19 protein-coding genes are annotated in these 22,011 nt (G+C 64.3%); 12 read left to right on the forward strand and 7 right to left on the reverse strand.

Annotated features, from left to right (window positions below):
• Window position 1 precedes the first annotated feature (1 nt).
• The 3 genes from ABZ880_RS16850 (at window position 2) to ABZ880_RS16860 (ending at window position 2,954) form a co-directional block, all read left to right on the forward strand.
• Window positions 2–1,282: a nucleotide sugar dehydrogenase gene (locus ABZ880_RS16850; protein ID WP_361262653.1), complete on the forward strand. Its 1,281-nt coding sequence runs from the start codon at window positions 2–4 to the stop codon at window positions 1,280–1,282.
• A 72-nt stretch (window positions 1,283–1,354) separates the two neighbouring features.
• Entirely contained in the window at window positions 1,355–2,416 is a 1,062-nt protein-coding gene (gene add / locus ABZ880_RS16855) for an adenosine deaminase (protein ID WP_361262656.1), read from the forward strand.
• Window positions 2,417–2,429: 13 nt separating this feature from the next.
• Complete coding sequence (locus tag ABZ880_RS16860; protein WP_361262742.1) at window positions 2,430–2,954, forward strand: NUDIX domain-containing protein; 525 nt, start codon at window positions 2,430–2,432, stop codon at window positions 2,952–2,954.
• Window positions 2,955–3,003: 49 nt separating this feature from the next.
• Here ABZ880_RS16860 and gltX read toward each other — a convergent pair whose 3' ends face one another.
• Window positions 3,004–4,371 (reverse strand): glutamate--tRNA ligase, encoded by a 1,368-nt coding sequence (gene gltX / locus ABZ880_RS16865; RefSeq protein ID WP_361262745.1) that lies wholly within the window; start codon window positions 4,369–4,371, stop codon window positions 3,004–3,006.
• Window positions 4,372–5,082: 711 nt separating this feature from the next.
• On the opposite strand from gltX, the gene ABZ880_RS16870 reads away from it, so the two are divergent.
• Window positions 5,083–5,637, forward strand: a complete 555-nt coding sequence (locus ABZ880_RS16870) for a histidine phosphatase family protein (protein ID WP_361262659.1) — start codon at window positions 5,083–5,085, stop codon at window positions 5,635–5,637.
• A gap of 197 nt (window positions 5,638–5,834) precedes the next feature.
• Here the strand turns inward: ABZ880_RS16870 and ABZ880_RS16875 are convergent, their stop codons facing one another.
• The 5 genes from ABZ880_RS16875 to ABZ880_RS16895 form a co-directional block, all read right to left on the reverse strand.
• The gene (locus ABZ880_RS16875) at window positions 5,835–6,668 is read right to left on the reverse strand and encodes an aminoglycoside phosphotransferase (protein ID WP_361262662.1); all 834 of its coding nucleotides are present in this window, start codon (window positions 6,666–6,668) and stop codon (window positions 5,835–5,837) included.
• A 23-nt stretch (window positions 6,669–6,691) separates the two neighbouring features.
• On the reverse strand, window positions 6,692–7,414 hold the full coding sequence (locus ABZ880_RS16880; protein ID WP_361262665.1) for an aldo/keto reductase: 723 nt from the start codon (window positions 7,412–7,414) through the stop codon (window positions 6,692–6,694).
• A complete protein-coding gene (locus tag ABZ880_RS16885) occupies window positions 7,411–8,625 on the reverse strand; it encodes a cupin domain-containing protein (RefSeq protein ID WP_361262669.1) in 1,215 nt (404 codons plus the stop codon). Before ABZ880_RS16885 ends, ABZ880_RS16880 begins: the two co-directional genes overlap by 4 nt.
• 11 nt (window positions 8,626–8,636) lie before the next feature.
• Window positions 8,637–8,822 carry a hypothetical protein gene (locus ABZ880_RS16890; protein WP_361262672.1) on the reverse strand — a complete coding sequence of 62 codons (186 nt, stop codon included), beginning with the start codon at window positions 8,820–8,822 and terminating at the stop codon, window positions 8,637–8,639.
• A gap of 138 nt (window positions 8,823–8,960) precedes the next feature.
• Window positions 8,961–9,536 carry an ATP-binding protein gene (locus tag ABZ880_RS16895; protein WP_361262675.1) on the reverse strand — a complete coding sequence of 192 codons (576 nt, stop codon included), beginning with the start codon at window positions 9,534–9,536 and terminating at the stop codon, window positions 8,961–8,963.
• Between the two features lie 198 nt (window positions 9,537–9,734).
• Between ABZ880_RS16895 and ABZ880_RS16900 the strand changes: the two genes are divergently transcribed.
• The 4 genes from ABZ880_RS16900 (at window position 9,735) to ABZ880_RS16915 (ending at window position 15,678) form a co-directional block, all read left to right on the forward strand.
• On the forward strand, window positions 9,735–11,036 hold the full coding sequence (locus ABZ880_RS16900; protein ID WP_361262678.1) for a helix-turn-helix transcriptional regulator: 1,302 nt from the start codon (window positions 9,735–9,737) through the stop codon (window positions 11,034–11,036).
• Window positions 11,033–11,545 (forward strand): NUDIX hydrolase, encoded by a 513-nt coding sequence (locus ABZ880_RS16905; protein WP_361262681.1) that lies wholly within the window; start codon window positions 11,033–11,035, stop codon window positions 11,543–11,545. The genes ABZ880_RS16900 and ABZ880_RS16905 overlap by 4 nt, the downstream gene beginning before the upstream one ends.
• 239 nt (window positions 11,546–11,784) lie before the next feature.
• Entirely contained in the window at window positions 11,785–14,025 is a 2,241-nt protein-coding gene (locus ABZ880_RS16910; RefSeq protein WP_361262684.1) for a hypothetical protein, read from the forward strand.
• Between the two features lie 201 nt (window positions 14,026–14,226).
• Complete coding sequence (locus tag ABZ880_RS16915; RefSeq protein WP_361262686.1) at window positions 14,227–15,678, forward strand: DNA phosphorothioation-associated putative methyltransferase; 1,452 nt, start codon at window positions 14,227–14,229, stop codon at window positions 15,676–15,678.
• Here the strand turns inward: ABZ880_RS16915 and dndA are convergent.
• The gene (dndA, locus tag ABZ880_RS16920) at window positions 15,670–16,812 is read right to left on the reverse strand and encodes a cysteine desulfurase DndA (RefSeq protein ID WP_361262689.1); all 1,143 of its coding nucleotides are present in this window, start codon (window positions 16,810–16,812) and stop codon (window positions 15,670–15,672) included. The genes ABZ880_RS16915 and dndA overlap by 9 nt on opposite strands.
• 83 nt (window positions 16,813–16,895) lie before the next feature.
• Here dndA and dndB point away from each other — a divergent pair, with 83 nt between their 5' ends.
• The 4 genes from dndB to dndE are packed head-to-tail and all read left to right on the forward strand — an operon-like array spanning window position 16,896 to window position 21,891.
• A complete protein-coding gene (gene dndB / locus ABZ880_RS16925) occupies window positions 16,896–18,026 on the forward strand; it encodes a DNA sulfur modification protein DndB (RefSeq protein WP_361262692.1) in 1,131 nt (376 codons plus the stop codon).
• Window positions 18,023–19,540 (forward strand): DNA phosphorothioation system sulfurtransferase DndC, encoded by a 1,518-nt coding sequence (gene dndC / locus ABZ880_RS16930; RefSeq protein WP_361262695.1) that lies wholly within the window; start codon window positions 18,023–18,025, stop codon window positions 19,538–19,540. Before dndB ends, dndC begins: the two co-directional genes overlap by 4 nt.
• Window positions 19,527–21,524 carry a DNA sulfur modification protein DndD gene (gene dndD, locus ABZ880_RS16935; RefSeq protein ID WP_361262698.1) on the forward strand — a complete coding sequence of 666 codons (1,998 nt, stop codon included), beginning with the start codon at window positions 19,527–19,529 and terminating at the stop codon, window positions 21,522–21,524. Before dndC ends, dndD begins: the two co-directional genes overlap by 14 nt.
• Window positions 21,514–21,891 (forward strand): DNA sulfur modification protein DndE, encoded by a 378-nt coding sequence (dndE, locus tag ABZ880_RS16940; protein WP_361262701.1) that lies wholly within the window; start codon window positions 21,514–21,516, stop codon window positions 21,889–21,891. The genes dndD and dndE overlap by 11 nt, the downstream gene beginning before the upstream one ends.
• Window positions 21,892–22,011: the final 120 nt, after the last annotated feature.

A 22,011-nucleotide genomic window follows, 5' to 3' on the forward strand; every position in this document is an offset into this window, starting at 1 on the left:
AGTGGCCGACGTATCCTCCGAACCGCTGCGCACAGTGATACTCGGCCAAGGCTACGTCGGCCTGCCGCTGTCCATCCGGGCAGCGCAAGCCGGCTACCAGGTCGTGGGGTTCGACACCGACGCAGGCCGCGTGAAACGGCTGCAGGCCGCGGAGTCATTGAGCCCTGATGTGCCGGCGGAGCAGATCGCAACAGCTCTGGCGAACGGGCTCTACACACCAACCACGTGCCCAGAAGACCTGGCCGGATTCGAGGTCGCAGTCATCGCGGTTCCGACGCCGCTGCGCGACGGCGCACCAGATCTTTCCGCGATCGAGCATGCCGGCCTGGCACTCGCCCCACATCTTCAGCCGGGCTGCGTCATCATCCTGGAATCCACCACATACCCGGGAACGACTGACGACGTTCTCAGACCCGTACTGGAAGCCGCTTCCGGGCTCCGGGCGGGCGAGGATTTCCACCTCGGCTACAGTCCCGAGCGGATCGACCCCGGCAACCGAATATGGACCCTCCAGAACACGCCGAAGATCGTCTCCGGGATAGACGATGCGTCTCTGAAAGCCGTGGGTGACTTCTACCGGAGCCTCGTCGACACCGTCGTCGAGGTCGCTGCGGTGCGCGACGCCGAACTGGCGAAACTCCTGGAGAACACTTTCCGCCAAGTCAACATCGCCTTGGTCAACGAACTCGCCGTCCACGCCCAACAACTCGACACCGACATCTGGGCCGCACTCGATGCCGCCTCCACCAAGCCATTCGGGTTCATGCGCTTCACACCGGGCCCCGGCGTCGGCGGGCACTGCCTTCCGGTCGACCCCGCCTACTTGTCCTGGCAAGTCCGGAGGCAGACAGGCCGGGCACTGCGGCTGGTCGAGGTGGCCGACGAGGTCAACTCCGCGATGCCCGCGTATATCGTGCAGCGCCTGACCGACGCTCTCAACCGGAAGGGCCTGCCGGTCAACGGCTCACGTATCCTCCTGCTCGGCATGGCCTACAAGCCCAACACCGGCGACATGCGGAACTCGCCGACGATTACCATCGCCCGGCTTCTCGCCGAACACGGAGCGCAAATTGAGATTGTCGACCCTCATGTCGACGAACCTTTCGACCTCGATGCACGAGTGCGCTATTCCCAGCTCACCGCGAACAATGCGGCGACCTCCGACGCGGTCGTCCTGCTGACCGACCACGATGCGTTCGATCTCCGGCTCATCGAGGACCACGCGCCGTACGTCTTGGACTGCCGAGCACGCCTGAGCGGCGCGAACGTCGAACGCCTGTGACCTGTGGTCCGACCTGTTCTTATCTCGAGGACATGGCCATGCCCCACACTCTCAACAACGAGGGATATCGCCTTGAATGACCGCACCCTCGCGAACCTGCCGAAAGCCGACCTGCACCTCCACCTCGAGGGCGCCATGCGGCCAGGAACCCTCGCGGATCTGGCAAGCACCTATGCCGAGCCAAAGCCGCAGGTCGGTTGCTATCGCTCATTTGATGCATTCCAGCACTGTTACCGTGCCGTCGTTAAGCTGATTCGAACACGAAGTGACATGCGGCGCCTGGTACGAGAGGTCGTCGAGGACGCGGCAGCCTCAGGGGCCGTTTGGATCGAACCACATTTCAATCCGACGACCTATGCGCCCGCACTCGGCTCGGCCGAAGACGTGCTTGACCTCGTTTTGGACACCGGAACTGCGGCAGGCAGACCCATCGGCGTCGGTTTCGGACTCACACTCGGCGCAAGCCGCAACCGCGATCCGCGAGATGCCGCTGTCCTCGCGAGACTCGCCGCCGACTATGCCGGCCGCGGCGTTGTGGCCTTCGGCCTTACCGGTGATGAGGCGGCCACTCCTCCGGGGGCGTTCAGTGAAGCCTTCACGATCGCCCGGGATGCAGGACTTATCATCGCCCCGCATGCAGGGGAACTCATGGGCGGACCGAGCATCCGCAGCACACTCGACACATTGTCTCCCGACCGGATCGCCCATGGAATCCGCGCCGTCGAAAAACCGGCGCTCATGGAACAGCTTGCCACCGACCGGATCACCTTGGACGTGTGCCTCACGTCCAACCGTGTTCTGGGAGTTGTCAATCACATGGAAGAACATCCCCTACCGCGCCTCCTGAAAAGCGGGGTCCCATGTTCCCTGGGCTCCGATGACCCGCTGCTGCTGAATACCAGCGTGCTCACGGAATACCAGATCGCCCGAACCCAACTGTCAATGACAGACCAACAACTGGCCGCGATGGCGAGCACATCAATCCAATCGTCCGGCGCGCCCACCGATTTCATCGCACAAACCTTGACCGGAATCGAGGCTTGGATGAAACGAGACGCCAGCGACGCCTCCGGCGTCGAAACCCCCAGCAGCCCCTGCCCCGAATTCCCGCACGATTCGGGTTGGAGTCTGTGACAACCAACGCAGTATCGAGTGCTGGATAACTGACCCTCGCCAGGACGTACTCCTCCTCCAGGTACCGGCCCGGCCGGGCAAGCACGAAGCATTCTGGCAGCCGATCACCGGCGGCATCGAAAATGGCAAGACCTCGCTCCAGGCCGCCCTCCGCGTGATCCGCGAAGAGACCGGACTGGAACTCACCGACACCCAGCTCACCGAGATCGCAACCGACCTGACCGTCGTCAGCTCCCCGCGTCTGACCATCAGCAAGACCCTCTACACCGCCAGCACACCGGACACCACGGTGACCATCAACCCGCATGAGCACCAGAACCACCAGTGGCTCCCGCCGGCCCGCGTCACCGAGGCCCTGTTCTGGGACAGCAACCGTGGTGCCTGGAAGCTCGTCCGCAAGCACCACGGGTACGACGACAGCCCCGAGCACGATGAGCAGCGACAGCACGGATCGACGAGGCCCTCCGCTGCCGACTCACCTCGATCATCCACGACCGAGCGCCTCGCCCGTGTCGATCGACACGACACTCAGCAGTGAGGCAACCCGCGGCGGATACACAGACGAGGGAACCTTGATCACGAGGTGGTTAGCCAGCCAGCTTCGCCAGGGCAGCGTCGATCCGGGCCAGCGTGCGGTCCTTGCCGAGGACCTCCAGGGACTCGAAGAGAGGCAGGCCGACCGTGCGGCCCGTGACGGCGACGCGCACCGGGGCCTGGGCCTTGCCCAGCTTCAGGCTGTGCTCCTCGCCGGCGGCCAGGACCGCCTCCTTGAGGGACTCGGGGCTGGTCCAGTCGGCCGTCTCCAGCTTGGCGCGGGCCGTGGCCATGAGGGCCACAGGGTCGCCCTTCATTGCTTTGGCCCAGGACGCCTCGTCTTCCACCGGCTCCTTCAGGAAGAGGAAGTCGACGTTGGCCATGATGTCCGACAGCACGGCCAAGCGGGTCTGGGCATGCGGGGCGATCGCCTCCCAGGCCACCTGGTCGAAGTCTTCGGGCGCCCAGTTGGCGCAAGGGGCCCGCAGCCACGGCTCGCAGGCCATGACGAACTTCTCCGCTGGCAGGGCGCGGATGTACTCGCCGTTGAACGCGGTCAGCTTCTTGATGTCGAAGAAGGCCGGGGAGGTGTTCACGTCCTCGACGCGGAACTTCTGCTCCAACTCCTCGTACGGGCGGAGCTCGACGTCATCGCCCGGGCCCCAGCCGAGCAGCATCAGATAGTTCGTCATCGCCTCGGGCAGGTAGCCCTCAGCGAGATAGTCCTCAAGGGCAACCTTGTCACGGCGCTTGGACAGCTTCTGCCGCTTCTCGTTCACGATCACGGGCAGGTGCGCCCACACCGGGGGCTTCGCGCCGAGCGCCTCCCACAGCAGCTGCTGCTTCGGCGTGTTCGACAGGTGCTCGTCACCTCGAATGACCAGGGTGATGCCCTCGTCGAGGTCGTCGACGACGTTGGCGATCAAGAAGACCGGCGAGCCGTCGCCACGGGCGATGACGAAGTCCTCGATCGAAGAGTTCGGGAAGGACGGCTCACCTCGGATCAAGTCCACGACGACCGTCTCACCCTCAGTGGGCGTACGGAACCGCAGCGCCCGGCCCACCACGTACTCGAGGACCCGGTCCCGGCAGAAGCCGTCGTAGCCGAGGTGCTGCGAGCCGGTCCGCTCCTGCACCTGTTCACGGGTGCAGTCGCAGTAGTACGCACGGCCCTGCGCATAAAGCTGCTGAGCGGCCTCGCGGTGCCGGTCCGCGTTCTGCGACTGAAAGTAGGGGCCCTCGAACGCGGGATCGTCCTTGGAGATCCCGATGGACGCGAGTGCGCTGATGATCCCGTCGATCCACTCGGGCTTGTTGCGGGCAGTGTCGGTGTCCTCGATACGCAGGACGAACTTGCCCCCGGACTGTCGTGCGACGGCCCAGTTGTAGAGAGCCGACCGGGCCCCGCCAACATGGAACATTCCAGTCGGGGACGGGGCGAAGCGCACGCGTGTGGAGGCTGTAGACATGCGCGCAAGGCTACCGATAGCCGCCGGGTGCTTGGGCGCACCTTTTCGACCTGCCGCCGTGGCGCTACGGACTGCAATCTGCAGCGGGGAGGGCCCAGGGCTGACGGGCTTGCTGAGTACATCCGGTCGGCCGGCCCTCGCACAGGGAAGCCTCGTGTCGGACTGTGCCCCCACTGGGCTGGCGCCGGATTCCAGCCGTGGCGTGAAAGGACATGTCGGCAGCACCGGCCTGTACTCCGACGATCCCAAGCAGAACGACAAACGAGGGGATGCTTGATGCCGACCAAGAAGAGGCGCCGCACAAAACGCAGCGCCGACCTGAGATTGGCCAGAAAGCGGGTCTGGCTACGGCGGGTGTTACAGCTGCCCTCTTCGTCTTGTGGGAGCACCCGTGACAATTCCGTCGCCTTCGTCCTGCACCTCGTAGTCAAGGACCGAGCACCAGAACCGGGCGAGGCCGTGGGAATCGGCACAGTCCCAAGGGCCTCCCAGGACACCAGTCGCCCGAACCTTCCCTATCGCAGCGTCTGGGCGGCCGACGCGGCCGCCACCAAACCGTTCGGGTTCATACGCCTCACCCCGGGCCGGGCGTCGGAGGCCAACTGCCTACTGCTCGCCATATTCCACTGGCTGTATCCGTGGCCGATGCGCCAGGCTGCGCCTGTGACGACGTTCTACTTGGTGCAGCACGCGGAGAAGGAGCGTCAGCTCGGTGACCCGGGCTTGACGACGCTCGGCCGGGAGCAGGCTTCCCGCACAGCAGAGTGGCTGCGGCATGTCGGGCTGCGCGCAGTGTTCAGCAGCCCGCTTCGGCGGGCCCGCGAGACTGCGCAGTTCATTGCATCCGCGAGCGGCATTCGGGTGCAGGAGGACGTGCGCCTGCGTGAGCGGATGAACTGGGCCGACGACCAGCCCATCGAAGAGTTTCTCGCCGACTGGGCAGCAACGGTCCAGGACCGGGACTTCGTCCCCCGGTCCGGAGACTCATCGCGCCACGCCGGCGCGCGATTGCTCTCGTGCTTGACCGATCTGGCTGCGGAACGCGGGCCGGTCGCGATTGTCACCCACGGCGGGGTCACCGTGGACCTGCTTCGCTCACTCGTCGGTGACGAGGTGCTGCCGGACAGCCTGCTGCACGACGGAGTCCCCTCCTGCGCGATCACCACGCTCGACGGCACGGCCGTCGTGGACATCGCATCGCAGGCACACCTTCAATAGGGCCTCTAAGCACTGAACCGCTCGCATGACCGAACTGCGCCTCGCTGTGGACAAGGCGGGTCGGTCTCGACCAACTGTGCAGCAACTCCCAGCACGCAGGACCCCTTCCGCTCCTGATGCGGAAGGGGTCCAACCTCACGAAGAGTCCTGGCCCCGAATGAGCCACCCGCCGGCACGGCACGAGACCCGAGTTCGAGTCAGCCCAGTTCCCTCAGCAGCGACTCGGCCACAGCGGTCATTGTGTCGGTCTGCGGCCCTGGAGTACCTGTTCGCTTGAACGCTCTCGCAGTGTTGGCGCACAGCAGCAGGCGGGAGAGGCGTCCGGTTCGCGTGGACAGGACGTCGTCGAAGAGGGACAGCACTCGCTCGGCGAGATGCGGCACGGGCAGGGATGCGGTCCACAGGCAGGCGGCGTCCCAACCGACAGGGCCCATGCCCCAGCTCTCCCAGTCCAGGATGCCGAGCGATGGGCCGCACAGGTTGGCGTAGCCGAGGTCGCCGTGGGCGCAGGCCCAGTCGGTGATCGTGGTGTCGATTTCGTCGCCGTACACCTCCTGGATGCGGGAGGTGAGATGCGTCTGGCTCATGGACACCCGGTCGGTGGTGTGGCCGGCCAGGCTGGTGAGGGCGGCGTGCAGGTCGCTCCACCATTGATCTGGCAGTTGGGGATCGGCGCCGATATCTCCGGATGACGAGAGTGCGCCGCCGTCCATGCGCGTCATCTCATCGATGCGCCAGACGACCTCTCTCCTCAGGTCTGTCCAGGAGGCAGCGGCGAACCATTCGGGGCGGGGCACGCCCGTGATGGCGGCTGCTGCTTCGAAGCCGGTCCATGCCTGGGTGTTGAGCTTGTCGGGGCGACGCCATGCGAGGCGTACCCAGGTCCCGGTGTCGGTAGGGAATCCGGCGCTGCCGTTGTACTTGCTGTAGTGGCCGTCTTGGCGTTTGAGCTGGCGTCCCAGTCGTTGCTCGGCACTGTCCAGGACGTCGTCAATCGGTACGGTGGACAAGTTTTCCAAGGAGGGCTGCACTCGGGGTCCTTTCCCGCTCTGGCTCACTGGTGCACCGTAGCCCTCTGGCGCAGCAGCGTCCGATACTGCTGCGCCGTCTCGGTGTTGGCCGACAGCGTGCTTGCATGGACGGCATCGGCGAGGTGGTCGAGCCGGGAGGTTCCGACGGCCAGGCGTGACACCTCGGGGATCGCGAAGGCCGCTCCGATCGCCGCCTGCAGTGGTGTGGCCTCCTGGCCGGTGGCCAGGAAGAGCGAGGTGTCGACCTTGGCCCACACCGGGTCGGTGGTGCTGCCGCCGAACGGTGCCATACCCCACACGTCCTGTGCGCCCGATCGTGCGGCCAGCTCCTCGCCGGCGTCGAGTACGCCGCTGGGGACCGCGAGCCCGGCCCGGATCATCACCGTATCCGGCCGTGGCGCGCCCTGTTCGGCTTCGAGGAGGGGGCGCGGATCCCAGCTGGAGATGCCCCAGGCGCGGCACAGCCCCTCGTCCTTGAGTTCGACCAGGAGCGCGCAGGCGTCGGCGAAGCCGTCGGGTGAGCACTCCGCGTTGTGCAACAGCACGGTGTCCGGGACTGTGCCAAGAGCCTCAGTCGTCCGCTCCACGGCCTGCCGCAGCCGCTTGGGATCCACGTCGTGGCCATCTGGGAAGTACCCCACCTTCGTGGAGATGGTGAAGCTCGGCAGCAGGTCCGCGGCGGCCCTGGCCAGGGCACGGTGTGCGCCGAAGCCGTGGTAGTTGAACGCGGTGTCCAGGGCCGTCACACCGAGGTTGAGGGCTCCTTCGAGAAGTTCACGGGTGGCACGAGCCCGGTATAGGCCCAGGACGATTCGTCGGTCAGCGGTGCGCACAGCCCCTCCTCGATGAGATGCCTGGCCAGCGTCGTGAGGTCCTCTCCGCCGTTCACGAGGCGGACCGGGTGTCCGGACAGCAGCGCGCGAAGTTCAGGCTCGGCCCGCTCGTGGAACGTCAGCCGCTTGCCTCCTGCGATCACCTGCACGGTGCTGTCCGAGGATGTGATCACAGGCTCGAACTCAGTGACGGCCGCCACCGTGTCCGCGGGGCCGCACGTCGGGATGAACGGCATGTGCCGGGCCGGCGGAGTGTTCGCCCGCAGCTGGTCCATGTAACGCTCGGGGGTGTATTCGCTGGCGAGCGCGGCCAGCTTCTTGGTGAGCACGTCGCCGTCGATGGTGCCTTCGCTGCGTTCCAGGTCCGTGCGGAAGTCCGTGTCGGCGCGTGCTGCATCGGACAGGAAGTTGGCCCAGGTCACGCCGGTGCGCTTGGTAATGCCGAAGGTCACGTGCAGGGAGTGGCCTTCGTTTCCGGAGCCGATCCGGGTCGCGGTGTGCCAGAAGCCGCGGGGTATGTGCATGACGTCCCCGGCCTGCATGGTCCCCTTCCACAGGACCTCCTCCGGCTGGGTCAGGTTCCGTTCGGCATCCCGGTACATCGGCGCCGGCCGGGAAGGCCCACGGACCTCCCATGACTTTTCGCCGGAGAGCTGGACGGCGATCACGTCATGGTCGTCCCAGTGCAGATGGAAGCCGTCGGTGTCGCCGACTGCCAGATAGGCGTTGGCGGAGGCCAGTTCGCCCGACCACCAGCCCAGCGCCCGGCAGGCGACTTCCAGCGTCGGGTCGAAGAAGTCCACATGGTCGAGGACCACCGTCCCGCCGCCGTTGAGGATGCGGCCGAGGGCTGCCATGTCGGCCTGCTGTACGGCCTGCCTGCGCCGGTTGACGGCGGTGGACAGGAAGGTCGACGGGTGTACCTCGTCGCCCTCGGCGTAGCAGCGCAGTTGCGGGTTGGCCAGGTGACGGCGCTGGATGATCTCCAGCAGCCGGTAGGGGGTCATCAGCCGGGTGATCAGGTCCGTATCCGCGAGGTGCCCGCGAGCGAACCGGGTGCCCATGGCGCCCGGCCCGTCCCAGCCGAGCGCCTTCTCGATACCGGTGACGAGCCGGTGCTCCATGGGTCTTCTCCTTACTCCTTGGGGAGGTTCAGGTCGCGGTTGTCACCGTCATCGCCCGCGCTGTTCTGCGAGCTGGTGATGTCGGAACGCTCCGCCTCGCTGCGGTCGTGTGCTGTGGCGAGGTCCTCGACCGCGAGTAGCAGGCCGACATCGCTGCCGGTGCGTTCCTCGCCCTTCGGCTTCTTGGCGCTCTTCACGCGGTTCTCCCTTCGATCAGGCCCCACGGGCGCGGGGCGTCGGATTGCGCAGTGGGTGGATACGGAGTCGGGCGCATCCGTAGTGCCTGTGGTGCGACAGCTCCTCACCGGTCGGGCGACGGACGCTGAGGAACTGCCCTACGCCGCCTGCGTCCCGACCCCGAGCGGCGAGTCATGCCCCGGCCAGCCAAGGCCGGTGGGCTGCGGCCGGTACCTCTTCTCGGCCCGATGGCTGGGCAGAAACGGCTGCAGCACGCGGTGGACGTACGGTCCCGATCGCGCCGCGAAGTACCGGCGCAGGACAGCCGCACGCAGGAGTGGGGGCGGTTTCGGTACCGCGATCTCTGCCCACACGCGTTTGCCGCGCTCGACGTGCTGCCAGCCAGTACGGGCGGCGAGAGCGCCGACGAGCCCCATGCCCCGGCCGTGCTCCTCCTCGACATCGGCCTCGTGTGCCAGCGGGGCATCACTGCTGGTATCGAGGACCTCGATCAGGAGGCGACCGGGCTGGTGGTACAGCGCGACAGTTACCGCCCCGGTGGTGTGGACGACCGCGTTGGTGACCAGCTCGGATGCCACAACACCGACGGTGCAGGCAGTGTCGTCGTCCAGGGGGACGCCCCACGCCCGGGTCTTCTCCACGATCGCGCGCCGGGCAGCAGGAACCTCGCTGCTGGTGCCCGTGATGTCGAAGCGGGTGACTAGCGTAGGCATGGCGGACGCCTCCGAAACGGACGAGGGCGGCCCCGTCCCCGACGGGGGACACGGGGGCGGGACCGCCGATCTGGCAGCCAGCCGGAACAGGAACGCTGCGGTTCTCTCGCTCCGGGCAGGCAGAACGTAAGTCAACGCCTCCACCTGGGCTCCATGTGACTCCAGCCAGTGACTCCAAGATGGAGTCACCGCGTCCTCATGGGTCATAACCTCGAAAGACGCTACGAGGGGGCACTTTTGATGGGCCGACAGCAGCAGGATCTACGCGGGGTCGTCGCCGGGCTGCTCGGTGATCCACACCTGCTGGCCGCGTGCGCGGAGCGCGACATGGGGGCGTTGTTCCGGCTGCTCAACCACCGCGGCGTCAGCACCCGCCGCATCGCGGCAGCGGTGGACATCACGCAGGGGCGGCTCTACGACTACATGAACGGCAAGAGCCGCGTGGAGAAGCTCTCGGTCTTCGAGCAGATTGCCGACGCCCTCCATATTCCCGGTCACCTGCTCGGGCTCGCGCGCCGCTCATGGGAACCACAAGCTTCAACACCGCAGAAGTCTGTGGAGTCACCGCCGAACGGTGACGACCTGGCCGCCATGGATGCGTTCCGCCATGCAGACCGGCAAGCGGGCGGCGGCCGTCTGTACGGAGCAGTCGTCCGCCATCTGCACAACGACGTTGGACCGCGGCTCGTGGATGCCCGCTCTGGGCTCCAGATCTTCGCGGCCGCCGCGGCCTTCACCGAAATGGCCGGCTGGATGGCCCACGACACAGGCCACGATGAACTCGCCCAACAACACTTCGACCGCGCCCTGCCCCTCGCCCGCACCTCGAGCGACCTGACCTTGGCGGCCAACATCGCAGCGAGCAGCAGCCATCTCGCCCTCCAGACAGGTGATCCAGCCCAGGCGGCACACTTAGCTCGGACTGGCCTCGAGAATGTGGCTCACGGCCCAAGGATCCCGTCGCTGACGGCTCGACTGCACACCATGCATGCCCGTGCCCTCGCCGCCTCGCAGCAGCACGCCCCGGCGGTGCGCGCACTCGACACGGCCCACGCGGTTCTCGAAACATCGGTGGAGGCGGAACACCCGTGGATCAGCCCGTTCGACGCCGCCGCGCTCGCGAGTGAAGCCGCCCTGGTCCTGCGAGATCTTGAAAGGTACGACGAGGCGCTCGCCCATGCCGAGCGAGCCATCAGTCTCCGCGAGGATGGCCGGGCACGATCACTGGCACTGAGCCGCATCGCCCTCGTCGGCATTCATGTCCATCGCGCCGACCTGGATGCCGTCGTCCACTTCGGGCTCGCCCTGCTAACGACGAGCCCCAACCTGAGCTCCATCCGAGTCGTCCACCAACTCGACGAACTGCGCGGCATGTTGGAGCCCCACAGGGGTTACCCACTCGTGCGGGACTTCCTGGCTCGATTCGATGACGCGGCACGGGCCAGAATGCTGTTGCTGGCCGACATCATCACGCCCCACAGCGGAGGCACCCTTCCATGAGGCCCACACCCGCAGACCCAGCCGCCTGGAACGCCTACCTGGCCGAGGGCAACGCCACCCAGGCCCGCAAGCGCGTCTCCGCCGATGTCCTGCTGCGCAATGGCCAAGGCCACGTGCTGCTGGTGAACCCCACGTACAAGCCCGCATGGGATCTGCCGGGCGGCATGGTCGAGGCCAACGAACCCCCCGAGGACGCAGCAGTCCGCGAGCTGAAGGAGGAGTTGGGGCTCCCCGTCACCCTGCGGGGAGAGCTGGTCGTGGACTGGGTGGGGCCGCACGGGCCGTGGGACGACCAGCTGGCGTTCATCTTCGATGGCGGCATCATCGACGATGCAGCGGCGGGCGCCCTCCGGCCGCACGACGAAGAACTTGCAGAACTCGCCTTTTTCTCCCCCACAGAAGCCGCAACAGTGTTGGGGCCTCGCCTAACCCGCCGCTTCGAAGCAGCCCTCGCCGCCCTCACAGACGGCCGCCCACGCTACCTCCGCAACGGCACATCCCCCTGGTAGCCCCGCCACGTTCCCCGTCCGTATCTCCTCACCACCTTCTGCAAGCGGGCAAGCGAATCACCGCTTCTGGCCCCAGTGGCATCGGCTGGCTCCCGCCACCACTGAGGGCGCTCCCAAGTAGCCTTTAGTGCATGACAAGTTCACACTCTGCCCGGTATCCCGGAGAGGCGTTCGCTCGCCCAAACTATCGGCTGCACACCCTTGGATGGCGAGCGTTCGAGGATCTCGCATTGGCCATCATGCGAGAGATCCTGGGACCGACCGTGGTGAGCTTCGCCGAAGGCGGCGACGGTGGACGTGATGGCGCCTTCTACGGTGATTGGGAGGCGGATCCCAAGGCTCCAGCGCCCTTCGGGGGCACGGGCGCCAGCAGGCTGGAAGGGCCTTTCGTCATTCAATGCAAGTTTGTTCAGAACGAGTCGGACACGCTGAAACCATCGGATGTTTCCGGTGAAGTGAATAAAATCAGCAAGCTGGTAGCAGACAAAATCTGCTCAAGCTATGTTCTCATGACTAATGCGCGCGTCACGGCAGGCAGCGAGAGATTGATGCGCGAAATGTTCCAGGCCGCCGGAGCCAAGCACGCGCTCGTGCTGAGCGGGACCTGGATACAGGAAATGATAACTAGCAGCGTGAGTCTACGCAGAAATATCCCGCGGGTATACGGGCTGGGTGACCTGACTCAGATTCTTGACGAAAGACGGTACAGTCAAGCGCACGCCTTCCTGTCACACCTGGGTGACGAGAGTCTGGCCACATTCGTACGAACCAAATTCTACGCACAGGCCATGGAATATCTGGATAATCATGGGTTCGCCATCCTGGTCGGTGGGGCGGGTTCTGGCAAGTCGATCACTGCGGCTGCTCTTGCCATCGGTGCGGTGGATGCTTATGGGAGTGCCGTCATCAGGGTTGACGCACCTGAGGAATTCCGCGAGGCGTGGAATCCGCACGAGCCAGACCAGCTCTTCTGGGTTGACGACGCGTTCGGCGTCTTTAGGTTCGATGCCCGGTCTACCGAGAAGTGGGTTCGCAGCTTCGGGCTGATGCGAACTGCGATCAAGAACGGTGCTCGTTTTGTCTTCACTAGCCGTGATTACATCCTTGAAGCCGCACGAGGCGAGTTCAAGGGGACCGCAAGGGAACTCCTCGATCGCCGGGTGGACCTGTCCCCCCATGGCCTGACGGTGAGAGAAAGGGAGCAGATTCTCTACAATCATCTACGGCACGGAGACCAGCCCAAGAGCTTCCTCACGGAAATTAAGGACCATCTGCACGTCGCGGCTCGATCTACATCCTTCACACCCGAGCAAGCCAGGAGGCTGGGAAGCACCTACTTGTCATCCGGACTTGAGAGTGGATCGGAGCGGCAACTGCTGGACTTCTTCGAGAATCCCATCGACCATCTCTGTGAGGTACTCAGAGGGCTGGATCAAGATTCGCTTTCGGCCTTGCGCCTGGTGTACATGGCCGGCGAAGGCTTAAAATCACCTATTGCCTTCACCTCGCGGGAGGTAGAAGCAATGGATCTCATAGGGGGCACCAAGGCCGGAGTGACTCAGGCCCTTGGCCGCTTGAGCGGGTCCTTCCTCCTCAGGGTCGACACTCAGACCAGTCCACGATGGAAGTTCTACCATCCCAGTTTGGCGCACGCCCTGGCGAAACACATCGGCCAGAACAGCGAGTTGGTCGAGATCTTTATCTCCGGACTGACCGAAAGAGCACTGTTCACCATGGTCGACTGTGGCGGCCAACAAGACGTCTCACGCGAGACCGTCGTGATCCCGGAGGTATGCCACAACCTCCTCATCAACCGAATCTCGGAACTTCACGGCACTCGTCTTCTCTGCGAGTCTGCGGACTTTGCCGAGTTCCTCTCCTCATGCTGCAGCCCCGTCTTCCTGCTGAGGCTCGCAGAGTTGAGAGGAGACATCATCGGAAAGTTCACCAATGAAGACACGCTTCGCTTCGGGGCAACTGGCATCAAGCTCTTGGCTCGCCTATGGGGAGCCGGGCTCCTCCTGGAAAAGGAACGGAGGTCTGCCGTTGTCAAAATCACAGAGAACGCCGCATCCCTCCCCATCCATCTCGAGGTCGACTTCGACTGGGCAAAGACGTCCGCAACCACTGAACTCGCCACATCAGATGAGTACCAGGAGCTCCGAGAGCGAGTTTTCCGCGAGGTCATCCCCGAGCTAGCGGACGTGATCGAGGACCCGGGAAGCACCATCGAATGGGAGTCTGAAGAAGACTGGCTCTACATTGCGCGACACTACGAGGCCGCTGTGCACGCATACCGCGCCGCCTACGAGGACCACCCCGATGCCTCCGCTGAGCTCTCGTCCACCGAAGACGTACTCCACACCTACCTGTACTCACCTCCCCTGTGTGGTGGGGGATTCGAAGAGGAGGAGAGCGAAGAGGCGAGCAGCGACGGCGCTGTGAGCCGGAGCATCTTCGACGACCTGGACTCCGCCTGAGCACGTGGGGCGAACCGACACCGCGAGTCCACACAGAAGTACACCGCCGCAGGCTGTGGGTGGCGAGCCTGTCGGAGACTGACCTGCCCAGGCTTGTAGACATCGATGCCCGTCGCCAGCAGCCGGTCCCGAGTTGCCGCCAAGCCTAGGCCCGCCCGACGTTACCCTCCGTGTGTCCCCCAGTTGTACAAGGGTGTGAGCATGGAGCAGCAGGCATGGAACAGCGACCGCAGACTGACCGCCATCAGCCGCACAAGCCTCTCCGTGCCTGCCAGACAGGCGGTGATCGACAGGCAGGTACTCCCCGGACGCACCCTCCTTGACTACGGTTGCGGCCGCGGTGGTGACGTGCGCACCCTTCAGCAGCTGGACTACCGCGCCGTTGGCTGGGATCCGTTCTACCTGCCCGAGACGACACTGGAGCCCGCGGACGTTGTTCTTCTTACCTACGTCCTCAACGTCATCGAAGATCCACAGGAACGGCGAAAGACGCTCAAGGCAGCGTGGGAACTGGCGGGGACAGTCCTGGTCGCCTCAGCACGACTTACCTGGGAGAAGTCGAAGGTCCGCGGTGAGGCGTTCGGTGACGGCCTGCTCACCAGCCGGCAAACGTTCCAGCACCTCTTCGGGGCGAGCGAACTGCGCAACTACGTCGAAGAAGTAACGGGCGTACGGACTGTCTCCGCGGTGCCAGGGATTGTCTACGCCTTCAAGGATGAGACGGCGCGGCTGAGCTACCTCGCTCAACGGATCGTTCCCGACGCAGAGTGGCTCGCCTCCGAAGACACGACCTCGGCGATCGCCGCAGTGGTCGACCACGTGGAACGGCGCGGGCGCCTTCCCCGTATGGAGGAAGTGCCCCAGCCGATGGCTGAGCTTCTCGGCCACCTACGCCCCAATGAACTGCGCCGCCTTGTCCGGGACTCCGCCGAGCAAGCCAAGGTCGAGGAGGGCCGCAAGCGAACCACGCTCAATACGCTGCTCTTCCTGGCAGTCGAACTCTTCAACGGCCGCGGCCCTTTCAGCAGCCTCCCCCTGAGTGTCCAGCTCGACGTCCGCGCCTTCTTCACCTCCTACAAGGAGGCATGCCAGCGATCCGACCGCCTTCTGCTGAAACTCCGCGACGACGCGTACCTCCGCGGAGCCATGAACGCCTCCGCGGTCGGGAAGCTCACCCCGACCGCGTTGTACGTGCACCAGCGCGCGCTCCACCACATGCCCACCATCCTGCGCCTGTACGAGCACTGTGCCTCGATCGCGGCCGGCCGCCCACAGGACTGGACCGTGGCCAAGCTGCGTCACCAGGGACGGGCCGTGAGCTGGCTGGACTACCCCGACTTCGACACCGACCCGCACCCGCGGATCCTGTCGTCGTACCAGGTAGATCTCAAAACGCTCGAGACCTCGCACACGTCATACGCCGAATCCAAGAACCGGCCGCTACTGCACCGCAAGCACGAGTTCCTGGCTCCCGACGATCCGGCCGTCGAGCGTTACAAACGACTCACGGCGGCAGAGGTGAAGGCGGGGCTGTACGAGCACCCTCACCTCATCGGTACGGAGAACGGCTGGGAGGCCGAGCTCCTCCGCTGTGGGCGCGAGTTGCGGGGGCATCGTCTGGTCCGGCGGGCAGGGCCTGACCGATCAAGCTGAGTCCGGCTGCAAGCGCATGATCGCATTTGCCAGCTCGATGGGGTCCAGGTCCGTCGTCTGGCTGGGGAACCACGACAGGCGAAGCCCGTTGGAGGCCACTTCCTCAGGCAGGCCCATGGCGGTCAGGACGTGGCTGGGGGTGTAGGAGGCGCTCGTGCACGCGGAGCCCGTCGCTACGGCGACCTGGTCCTTCAGCATCACAATGAGCGCCTCGGCGTCCACGCCGTCGAAGGTCAGATTGAGGATGTGAGGGACCGTGTGGTCTTGGTCGCCGTTAATACGGAAGCGGATCTTCGCGAGTGCGTCCAGGAGGCGAGCGCGGAAGGCAGCCGCTTCCTTGCTCCACTGGGCGTGTTCCTTGTGGAAGATCTTCGCCGCTTCAGCCAACCCCGTGATCAACGGAACCGGGAGGGTGCCCGGCCGCAGTTTCCGCTCCTGGCCGCCGCCGAACATGATGGGCTTGAGGGGCAGGGTGTCCCAGCCGCGGTGGCGGGCAAGGAGCATTCCGACGCCCTTGGGTCCGCCGATCTTGTGCCCGCTGACGCTGATCATGTCGATCGGCGCCGTGAGGTCCTCGGTCAGCTTCCCGTAGCCCTGTGCTGCATCCACGTGCATGTATGTGGAGGTCTCACGCAGCTTGTGAGCGATCTCGGCGACAGGCTGCACGACCCCTGTCTCATTGTTGACGTGCATGAGCGATACCAGCAGGGTGTCCGGACGCAAGCGTTCCATCACGGCGTCGGCGCTGACGCGTCCTGACGGGCCGGGTTCGATGAAGTCGACGTCGAAGCCCCGTGTCTGTAGGTGCTCAAGAGGCTCGATAACCGCTTTGTGCTCAATTGCCGAGGTGATGATGTGACGTCGGCCGGTCTCTTCGCCGTGGGGGGCCAGACCCAGCAGGGCGATGTTGTTGCTCTCGGTCGCGCCGCTGGTGAAGATCAGCTCGTCCACCTCGGCGTTGAACGTGCCGGCTAGGTACTGACGCGCCTGCTGCACGGCACGTTTCGCCCGGGAGCCGTACTCGTGGGTGCGACTGCCTGCGTTGCCGAACTCCTCGGTCATCCAGTGCAGGACAACCTCGGCCACGCGCGGGTCCACGCGCGTGGTCGCTGCCGCATCGAGATACGTCACCACTAGCCCCACCACACCTCTGTGCGTTATTCCTGCATACCCTGTACGTCTAATCCCTGACGTACAAGTACGATACCGTTGCGCAGGTGGGATCACAGTCACCTTCGCAACTCGCAGACGCCGCCACCTCTTCAGGCTTCGAGTACATCTTTCCAGCCATCCGAGGGGTCCAGGCAGGGCGCGAGTTCTACGTGTCCATGTGTCCGCTTCGTCTCATTCCGAAGATCTTCCTGTTCGATGAAGACGAGCTGGCCCCCGAAGTCCGCGCGCAACGGGTGCTGAACAAGGGGAGACTCCCAGCCCTCACTCGGTACATCGTGGACAATCCGGACGATTACGTCTTCAGCGCGCTGACGGCGTCCGTGGACGGCGAGATGCACTTCGAGGGCATCTCTGACTCCGGTGTGGGGATGCGCGCAGGGCAGATCCGCATCCCCATGGCCGCTCGCTTCCTCATCAACGACGGCCAGCACCGTCGAGCTGCGATCGAACAGGCACTGAAGGAGAACCCGGACCTCGGCGAAGAGACCATCGCCGTCGTCTTCTTCCACGATGCCGGCCTCGCCCGCTGCCAGCAGATGTTCGCAGACCTCAACCGTCATGCCGTCCGTCCCGCCCGGTCCATCGGCGTGCTCTACGACCATCGAGACGACCTGGCCATCATCACCCGACTGCTTGCGATGAAGTCGCCCATCTTCAAGGGACACGTGGAGATGGAGAACAGCACTCTCTCCCAACGGTCCCGCAAACTGTTCACTCTCAGTGCTGTCTACTACGCAACTCAGTCCCTTCTTCAGGGACTTGAGGTTAAGAAGGACCAAGCACAGACACTCGCCGAGCAGTACTGGGAGGCCATTGACGCGGCCATCCCGGAATGGTCTCTGGTACGCCGCCGCGAGTTGACGGCCCCCGAAGTGCGCCGCGACTTCATTCATAGCCATGGCATCGCACTGCATGCCCTAGGACGGATCGGAAACACCCTCCTGAGGAACGCACACGCTCCCAAAGCGTGGAAGCCGAAGTTGGCCCGCTTGAAGTCCGTGGACTGGACACGCAGCAACACCGACTGGGAAGGCCGAGCACTCGTGGGTGGCCGCGTGTCGAAGAGCCACCAGAACCTGACTTTGACTGTGAACTACCTCCGACACCACATGGACCTTCGGCTCAGCCCCGAAGAACAGCGTGTAGAGGACGCATACGTACGAGGAGATGCATGAGCACCGTGGCACGTCCCGTGGCCTTCCAGGGCCGGGGCCTTTCCGAGGTCGTGAACGAGCTAACCGATGAAGTGCGTGAGCTCTACACCGCGGACGAGGTGCCTTGGGTCATCGGCTACAGCGGCGGAAAGGATTCCACCGCCGTCCTCCAACTGGTGTGGCTTGCTTTGCAGGGGCTGCCGCCCGAACAGCGCAGCAAACCAGTGCATGTGATCAGCACAGACACTCTCGTTGAAAACCCGATTGTCGCCGCCTGGGTGTCACAGTCGCTTGAGACGATGAAGAAGGCGGCGGAGGAGCAGGGCCTGCCGATCGAACCGCACCGGCTCACCCCCAAGGTGGAGGACACCTTCTGGGTCAACCTGATTGGCCGCGGATACCCGGCCCCTCGGCCGAAGTTCCGATGGTGCACCGAGCGGATGAAGATCAAGCCGTCGAACCGGTTCATCCGCCAGGTGGTACGCCGTCACGGTGAAGCCATTCTCGTCCTCGGTATCCGCAAGGCAGAGAGCCAGGCACGTGCCCGAGCCATGGCAAAGCACGAGAAGCGGCGTGTGCGTGACCGCCTGTCCCCCAACGGCAATCTCCCAAACTCGCTCGTGTACAGCCCTATCGAGGACTGGACCAACGACGAGGTCTGGGCCTTCCTCATGCAGCAGGCCAATCCATGGGGTTACAAGAACAAGGATCTGCTCACCATGTATCAGGGGGCATCCAGCGACTCCGAATGTCCGCTGGTTGTGGACGACACCACCCCGTCCTGTGGTGACAGCCGGTTCGGCTGCTGGACATGCACGCTTGTGGACCAGGACAAGTCCATGACCGCCATGATCCAGAATGACCCCGAGCAGAAGAAGTGGATGCGGCCCCTCCTCACGCTTCGGAACGAGCTGGACGATGTATCGACGGAGAAGGAGACACGGGACTTCCGCAGGATGAACGGTCGCGTGCAACTGTTCAACGACCGCATCATCCAGGGTCCTTACACCCAGAAAGCTCGCGAGGACTGGCTGCGGAAGCTGCTTCGCGCACAGGCACATGTCCGCAAGGAAGGCCCGGAGGAGGCTCGCAACATCGAGCTGATCACGATGGGCGAGCTCCACGAAATCCGCCGGATCTGGGTGTTCAAGAAGCACGAGGTGGAAGACATCCTCCCCCGGATCTACGAGGAGGAAACCGGAGAGAAGTTCCCGGGCCAGGACCTCGATCAGAGCTTGGTCATCCGCGCGAACGAGATCGATCTCCTCCGTAAGATCTGCGGCGATGACGAAATTCACTTCACCATGGTGCGCGAACTACTTGCTGTTGAGCGGGAGTACAGGACCAAGACTCGCCGAAAAGGCCTCTACGAGGCGCTTGAGAAGGTAATCCAGAAGGGCTTCTACGAAAACAAGGAGGACGCCCTGGAGTTCGCGCAACTCAAGGAAGCAATTACCGCGAGTGGCGTCCGAACTGAGGCCGCCGACCAGCCCCAGGCACTGACTTTGGACGAAGAGACCGATGCACCTTCATAACGTTACGCTGCACGATTTTGGGGCTTACCGAGGCGAGCAGCGGCTCGACCTCCGAACGGAGCCCGGTCGCCCCATCGTCCTAATCGGTGGCTTGAACGGCTGCGGGAAGACCACACTTCTCGATGCTATCCAGCTCGTACTCTACGGGCCTAAGGCGGACTGCAGTGGCCGCGGCAATCGCCCCTATAACGAGTACCTTCAGCAGTGCATCAACCGCGAGGCTGACCCCGCCGAAGGCGCGTCCATCGCACTGGAATTCTCGATCACGGTAGAGAACGAGGAGCACTACTACCGCGTAGTGAGGAACTGGTACTTCACCGGCAGTAAAACATTGCGCGAGTTCCTGACCGTGTTGGTCAACGGCGAGTTCAGTCGCACGCATACAGAGAACTGGGCGGATCATGTTGAGACCATCCTACCGCTCGACGTATCCACTCTCTTCTTCTTCGACGGCGAGAAGATCGAAGAGCTTGCCGACCCGCGCAGCGCCGCCAGGGTCATCGAATCGGCCATCCATTCCCTCCTCGGCGTCAGTGCCGTAGAACGGCTTCGGCAGCTACTTAGGACTCTTGAGAACCGCCAGCGGCTGTCCGAAGCCGACCAAGACGTCCTGGAGCAGATCCAGAAGCAGGAGTTGGAGCTCAAGCAGGCAACTCAAGCCGCGTCTGATGCCCATCAGCGGATGGCGGCGGCTCGCTCAGGGCTTCTCCAGCGCCAAGTCGCCCTGGATGAAATCGAGCAGAAGTTTGAATACGCTGGCGGCAAGGAGTACGAGCGCAGAAAGGAACTTGAGGCCGAGCGCAACCGGATCAAGAACCAGCTGGCCACCACGAACAAGGCCCTGGTAGCTCTCGCAGAGGGCCCGCTGCCGCTCTTGCTCCTGCAAGATCAGCTCAACAGCGTGAAGGAGCAGGCGAAGCGGGAAAGGGAGGCCGACGACGCCTCACGATTCCTTGGAGTCCTGGAAGAGCGCGACGAGTGGCTGATTACGCAGATCATTGACGAGCTGCCCGCGAGTGCCCGCTCCGTGCTGAAACGGAAGCTGACGAGTGATCGCAAGAAGCGTGCAGCTGCCGCGGATTTGGAACACAACCTCGACCTGCCCCATGACGCCTTGCTGCAGTTGTCGGCACTGGAGCAGGCTCTGGCCACATCCGCCGATCGGGCGCAGGAACTCATGAAGGAGGCTGCTGACTTCGCCGAGGATCTCGAAGTCGCCCAGCAGCAGGTCGATGCTGTGCCTGACGACGAGTTCATCGGTGGGCTCGTTGAAGATCGAAAGATCGCGATCGAGCGGCTGGCTGTCGCGCGGGCGGAATTCGAGCGGAACGAGAGCCTTCACGATGAAGCTGTTGCTCGCTGCGGACGGCTGAAAGAAGAGCTTAAGCGCGCCCACAGTTCTCGCCACACGGCGGAGTGGCGCTCCAAATGGCTCGAACGAGTGGTCAAGTACTCGGGCAAGGCGCGCGGCACCCTAGAGCAGCTCGGCGTGGATCTCCTCGCCCATCACATCGAGAACGTCGAAGTCGCTGTGTTGCAGAGCTTCAACACGCTCATGCGCAAGCAAGGTCTGATCCGTGATATCACCATCGACACAGAGGACAAGTTCGCGCTCGTCCTCACGGGCCCGGATGGCGAGGCCATCGACCCTGGTCGACTGAGTGCTGGCGAACGCCAGCTGCTTGCCGTCTCTCTCCTGTGGGGCCTGGCTAAGACGGCAGGCAACCGTCTGCCCAGCATCATCGACACCCCACTGGGCCGCCTGGACAGCAAGCACCGGGAGCACCTGGTGGACCGCTACTTCCCCGAGGCCGGACGTCAGGTGCTGCTGCTGTCCACAGACGAGGAGATCGACGAGAAGTTGCTGGGGCGCCTCAAGCCGTATCTCTCTCACACCTACACGCTCGTCCATGACGACAAGACCTTCACCACTACCGTCGAACCCGGCTACTGGTGGACCGAGGGAGCCGCACATGTCGCTTGAGACCATCCGCCTCTCGCAGACGGCCAAGGATCAACTCGTCTGGCTTAAGCGGCATACCGGCATCACACACTGGAATGTCCTGTGCCGCTGGGCTCTCGCACTGTCTCTGCAGGACGACTCGACTCCGCTGGTGAAGGAGATCGTCACTGACTCGAACGTCGAGATGAGCTGGAAGACGTTCGCCGGGGCGTACGGGGACGTATACCTCGCCCTTCTCAAGCAACGCTGCCTCGCAGACGACGAAGAGCCCACGGACGAGGTCGTCTCCCGAACGTTGATCGTCCACATCCACCGCGGCATCGGCTTTCTCCACGGGCGGCGCGATCTGAGGAGTATCAGCGACTTCGTTTCGCTCGCAGTCGCTTAGCGCGGACAAGGGGCTGGCGGGGGGGACAGCGGGGGGGCCCCGGCCCCGCACCGGGGAGGCCGGCTGGGCCCGAGCACCAGGAGACCAACAGAGGGGTGGTGGGGGGGGAGATACGGGAGG

Source organism: Streptomyces sp. NPDC047043 (assembly GCF_040644055.1).
Lineage (GTDB): Bacteria > Actinomycetota > Actinomycetes > Streptomycetales > Streptomycetaceae > Streptomyces.

Coding starts and splice junctions, on each gene's coding strand:
- gltX (WP_361262745.1), bottom strand. CDS start 4,371: ATGTTCCATGTTGGCGGGGCCCGGTCGGCTCTCTACAACTGGGCCGTC.
- ABZ880_RS16885 (WP_361262669.1), bottom strand. CDS start 8,625: ATGGAGCACCGGCTCGTCACCGGTATCGAGAAGGCGCTCGGCTGGGAC.
- ABZ880_RS16895 (WP_361262675.1), bottom strand. CDS start 9,536: ATGCCTACGCTAGTCACCCGCTTCGACATCACGGGCACCAGCAGCGAG.
- ABZ880_RS16900 (WP_361262678.1), top strand. CDS start 9,735: ATGGGTCATAACCTCGAAAGACGCTACGAGGGGGCACTTTTGATGGGC.
- ABZ880_RS16905 (WP_361262681.1), top strand. CDS start 11,033: ATGAGGCCCACACCCGCAGACCCAGCCGCCTGGAACGCCTACCTGGCC.
- ABZ880_RS16910 (WP_361262684.1), top strand. CDS start 11,785: ATGCGAGAGATCCTGGGACCGACCGTGGTGAGCTTCGCCGAAGGCGGC.
- ABZ880_RS16915 (WP_361262686.1), top strand. CDS start 14,227: ATGGAGCAGCAGGCATGGAACAGCGACCGCAGACTGACCGCCATCAGC.
- dndC (WP_361262695.1), top strand. CDS start 18,023: ATGAGCACCGTGGCACGTCCCGTGGCCTTCCAGGGCCGGGGCCTTTCC.
- dndD (WP_361262698.1), top strand. CDS start 19,527: ATGCACCTTCATAACGTTACGCTGCACGATTTTGGGGCTTACCGAGGC.
- dndE (WP_361262701.1), top strand. CDS start 21,514: ATGTCGCTTGAGACCATCCGCCTCTCGCAGACGGCCAAGGATCAACTC.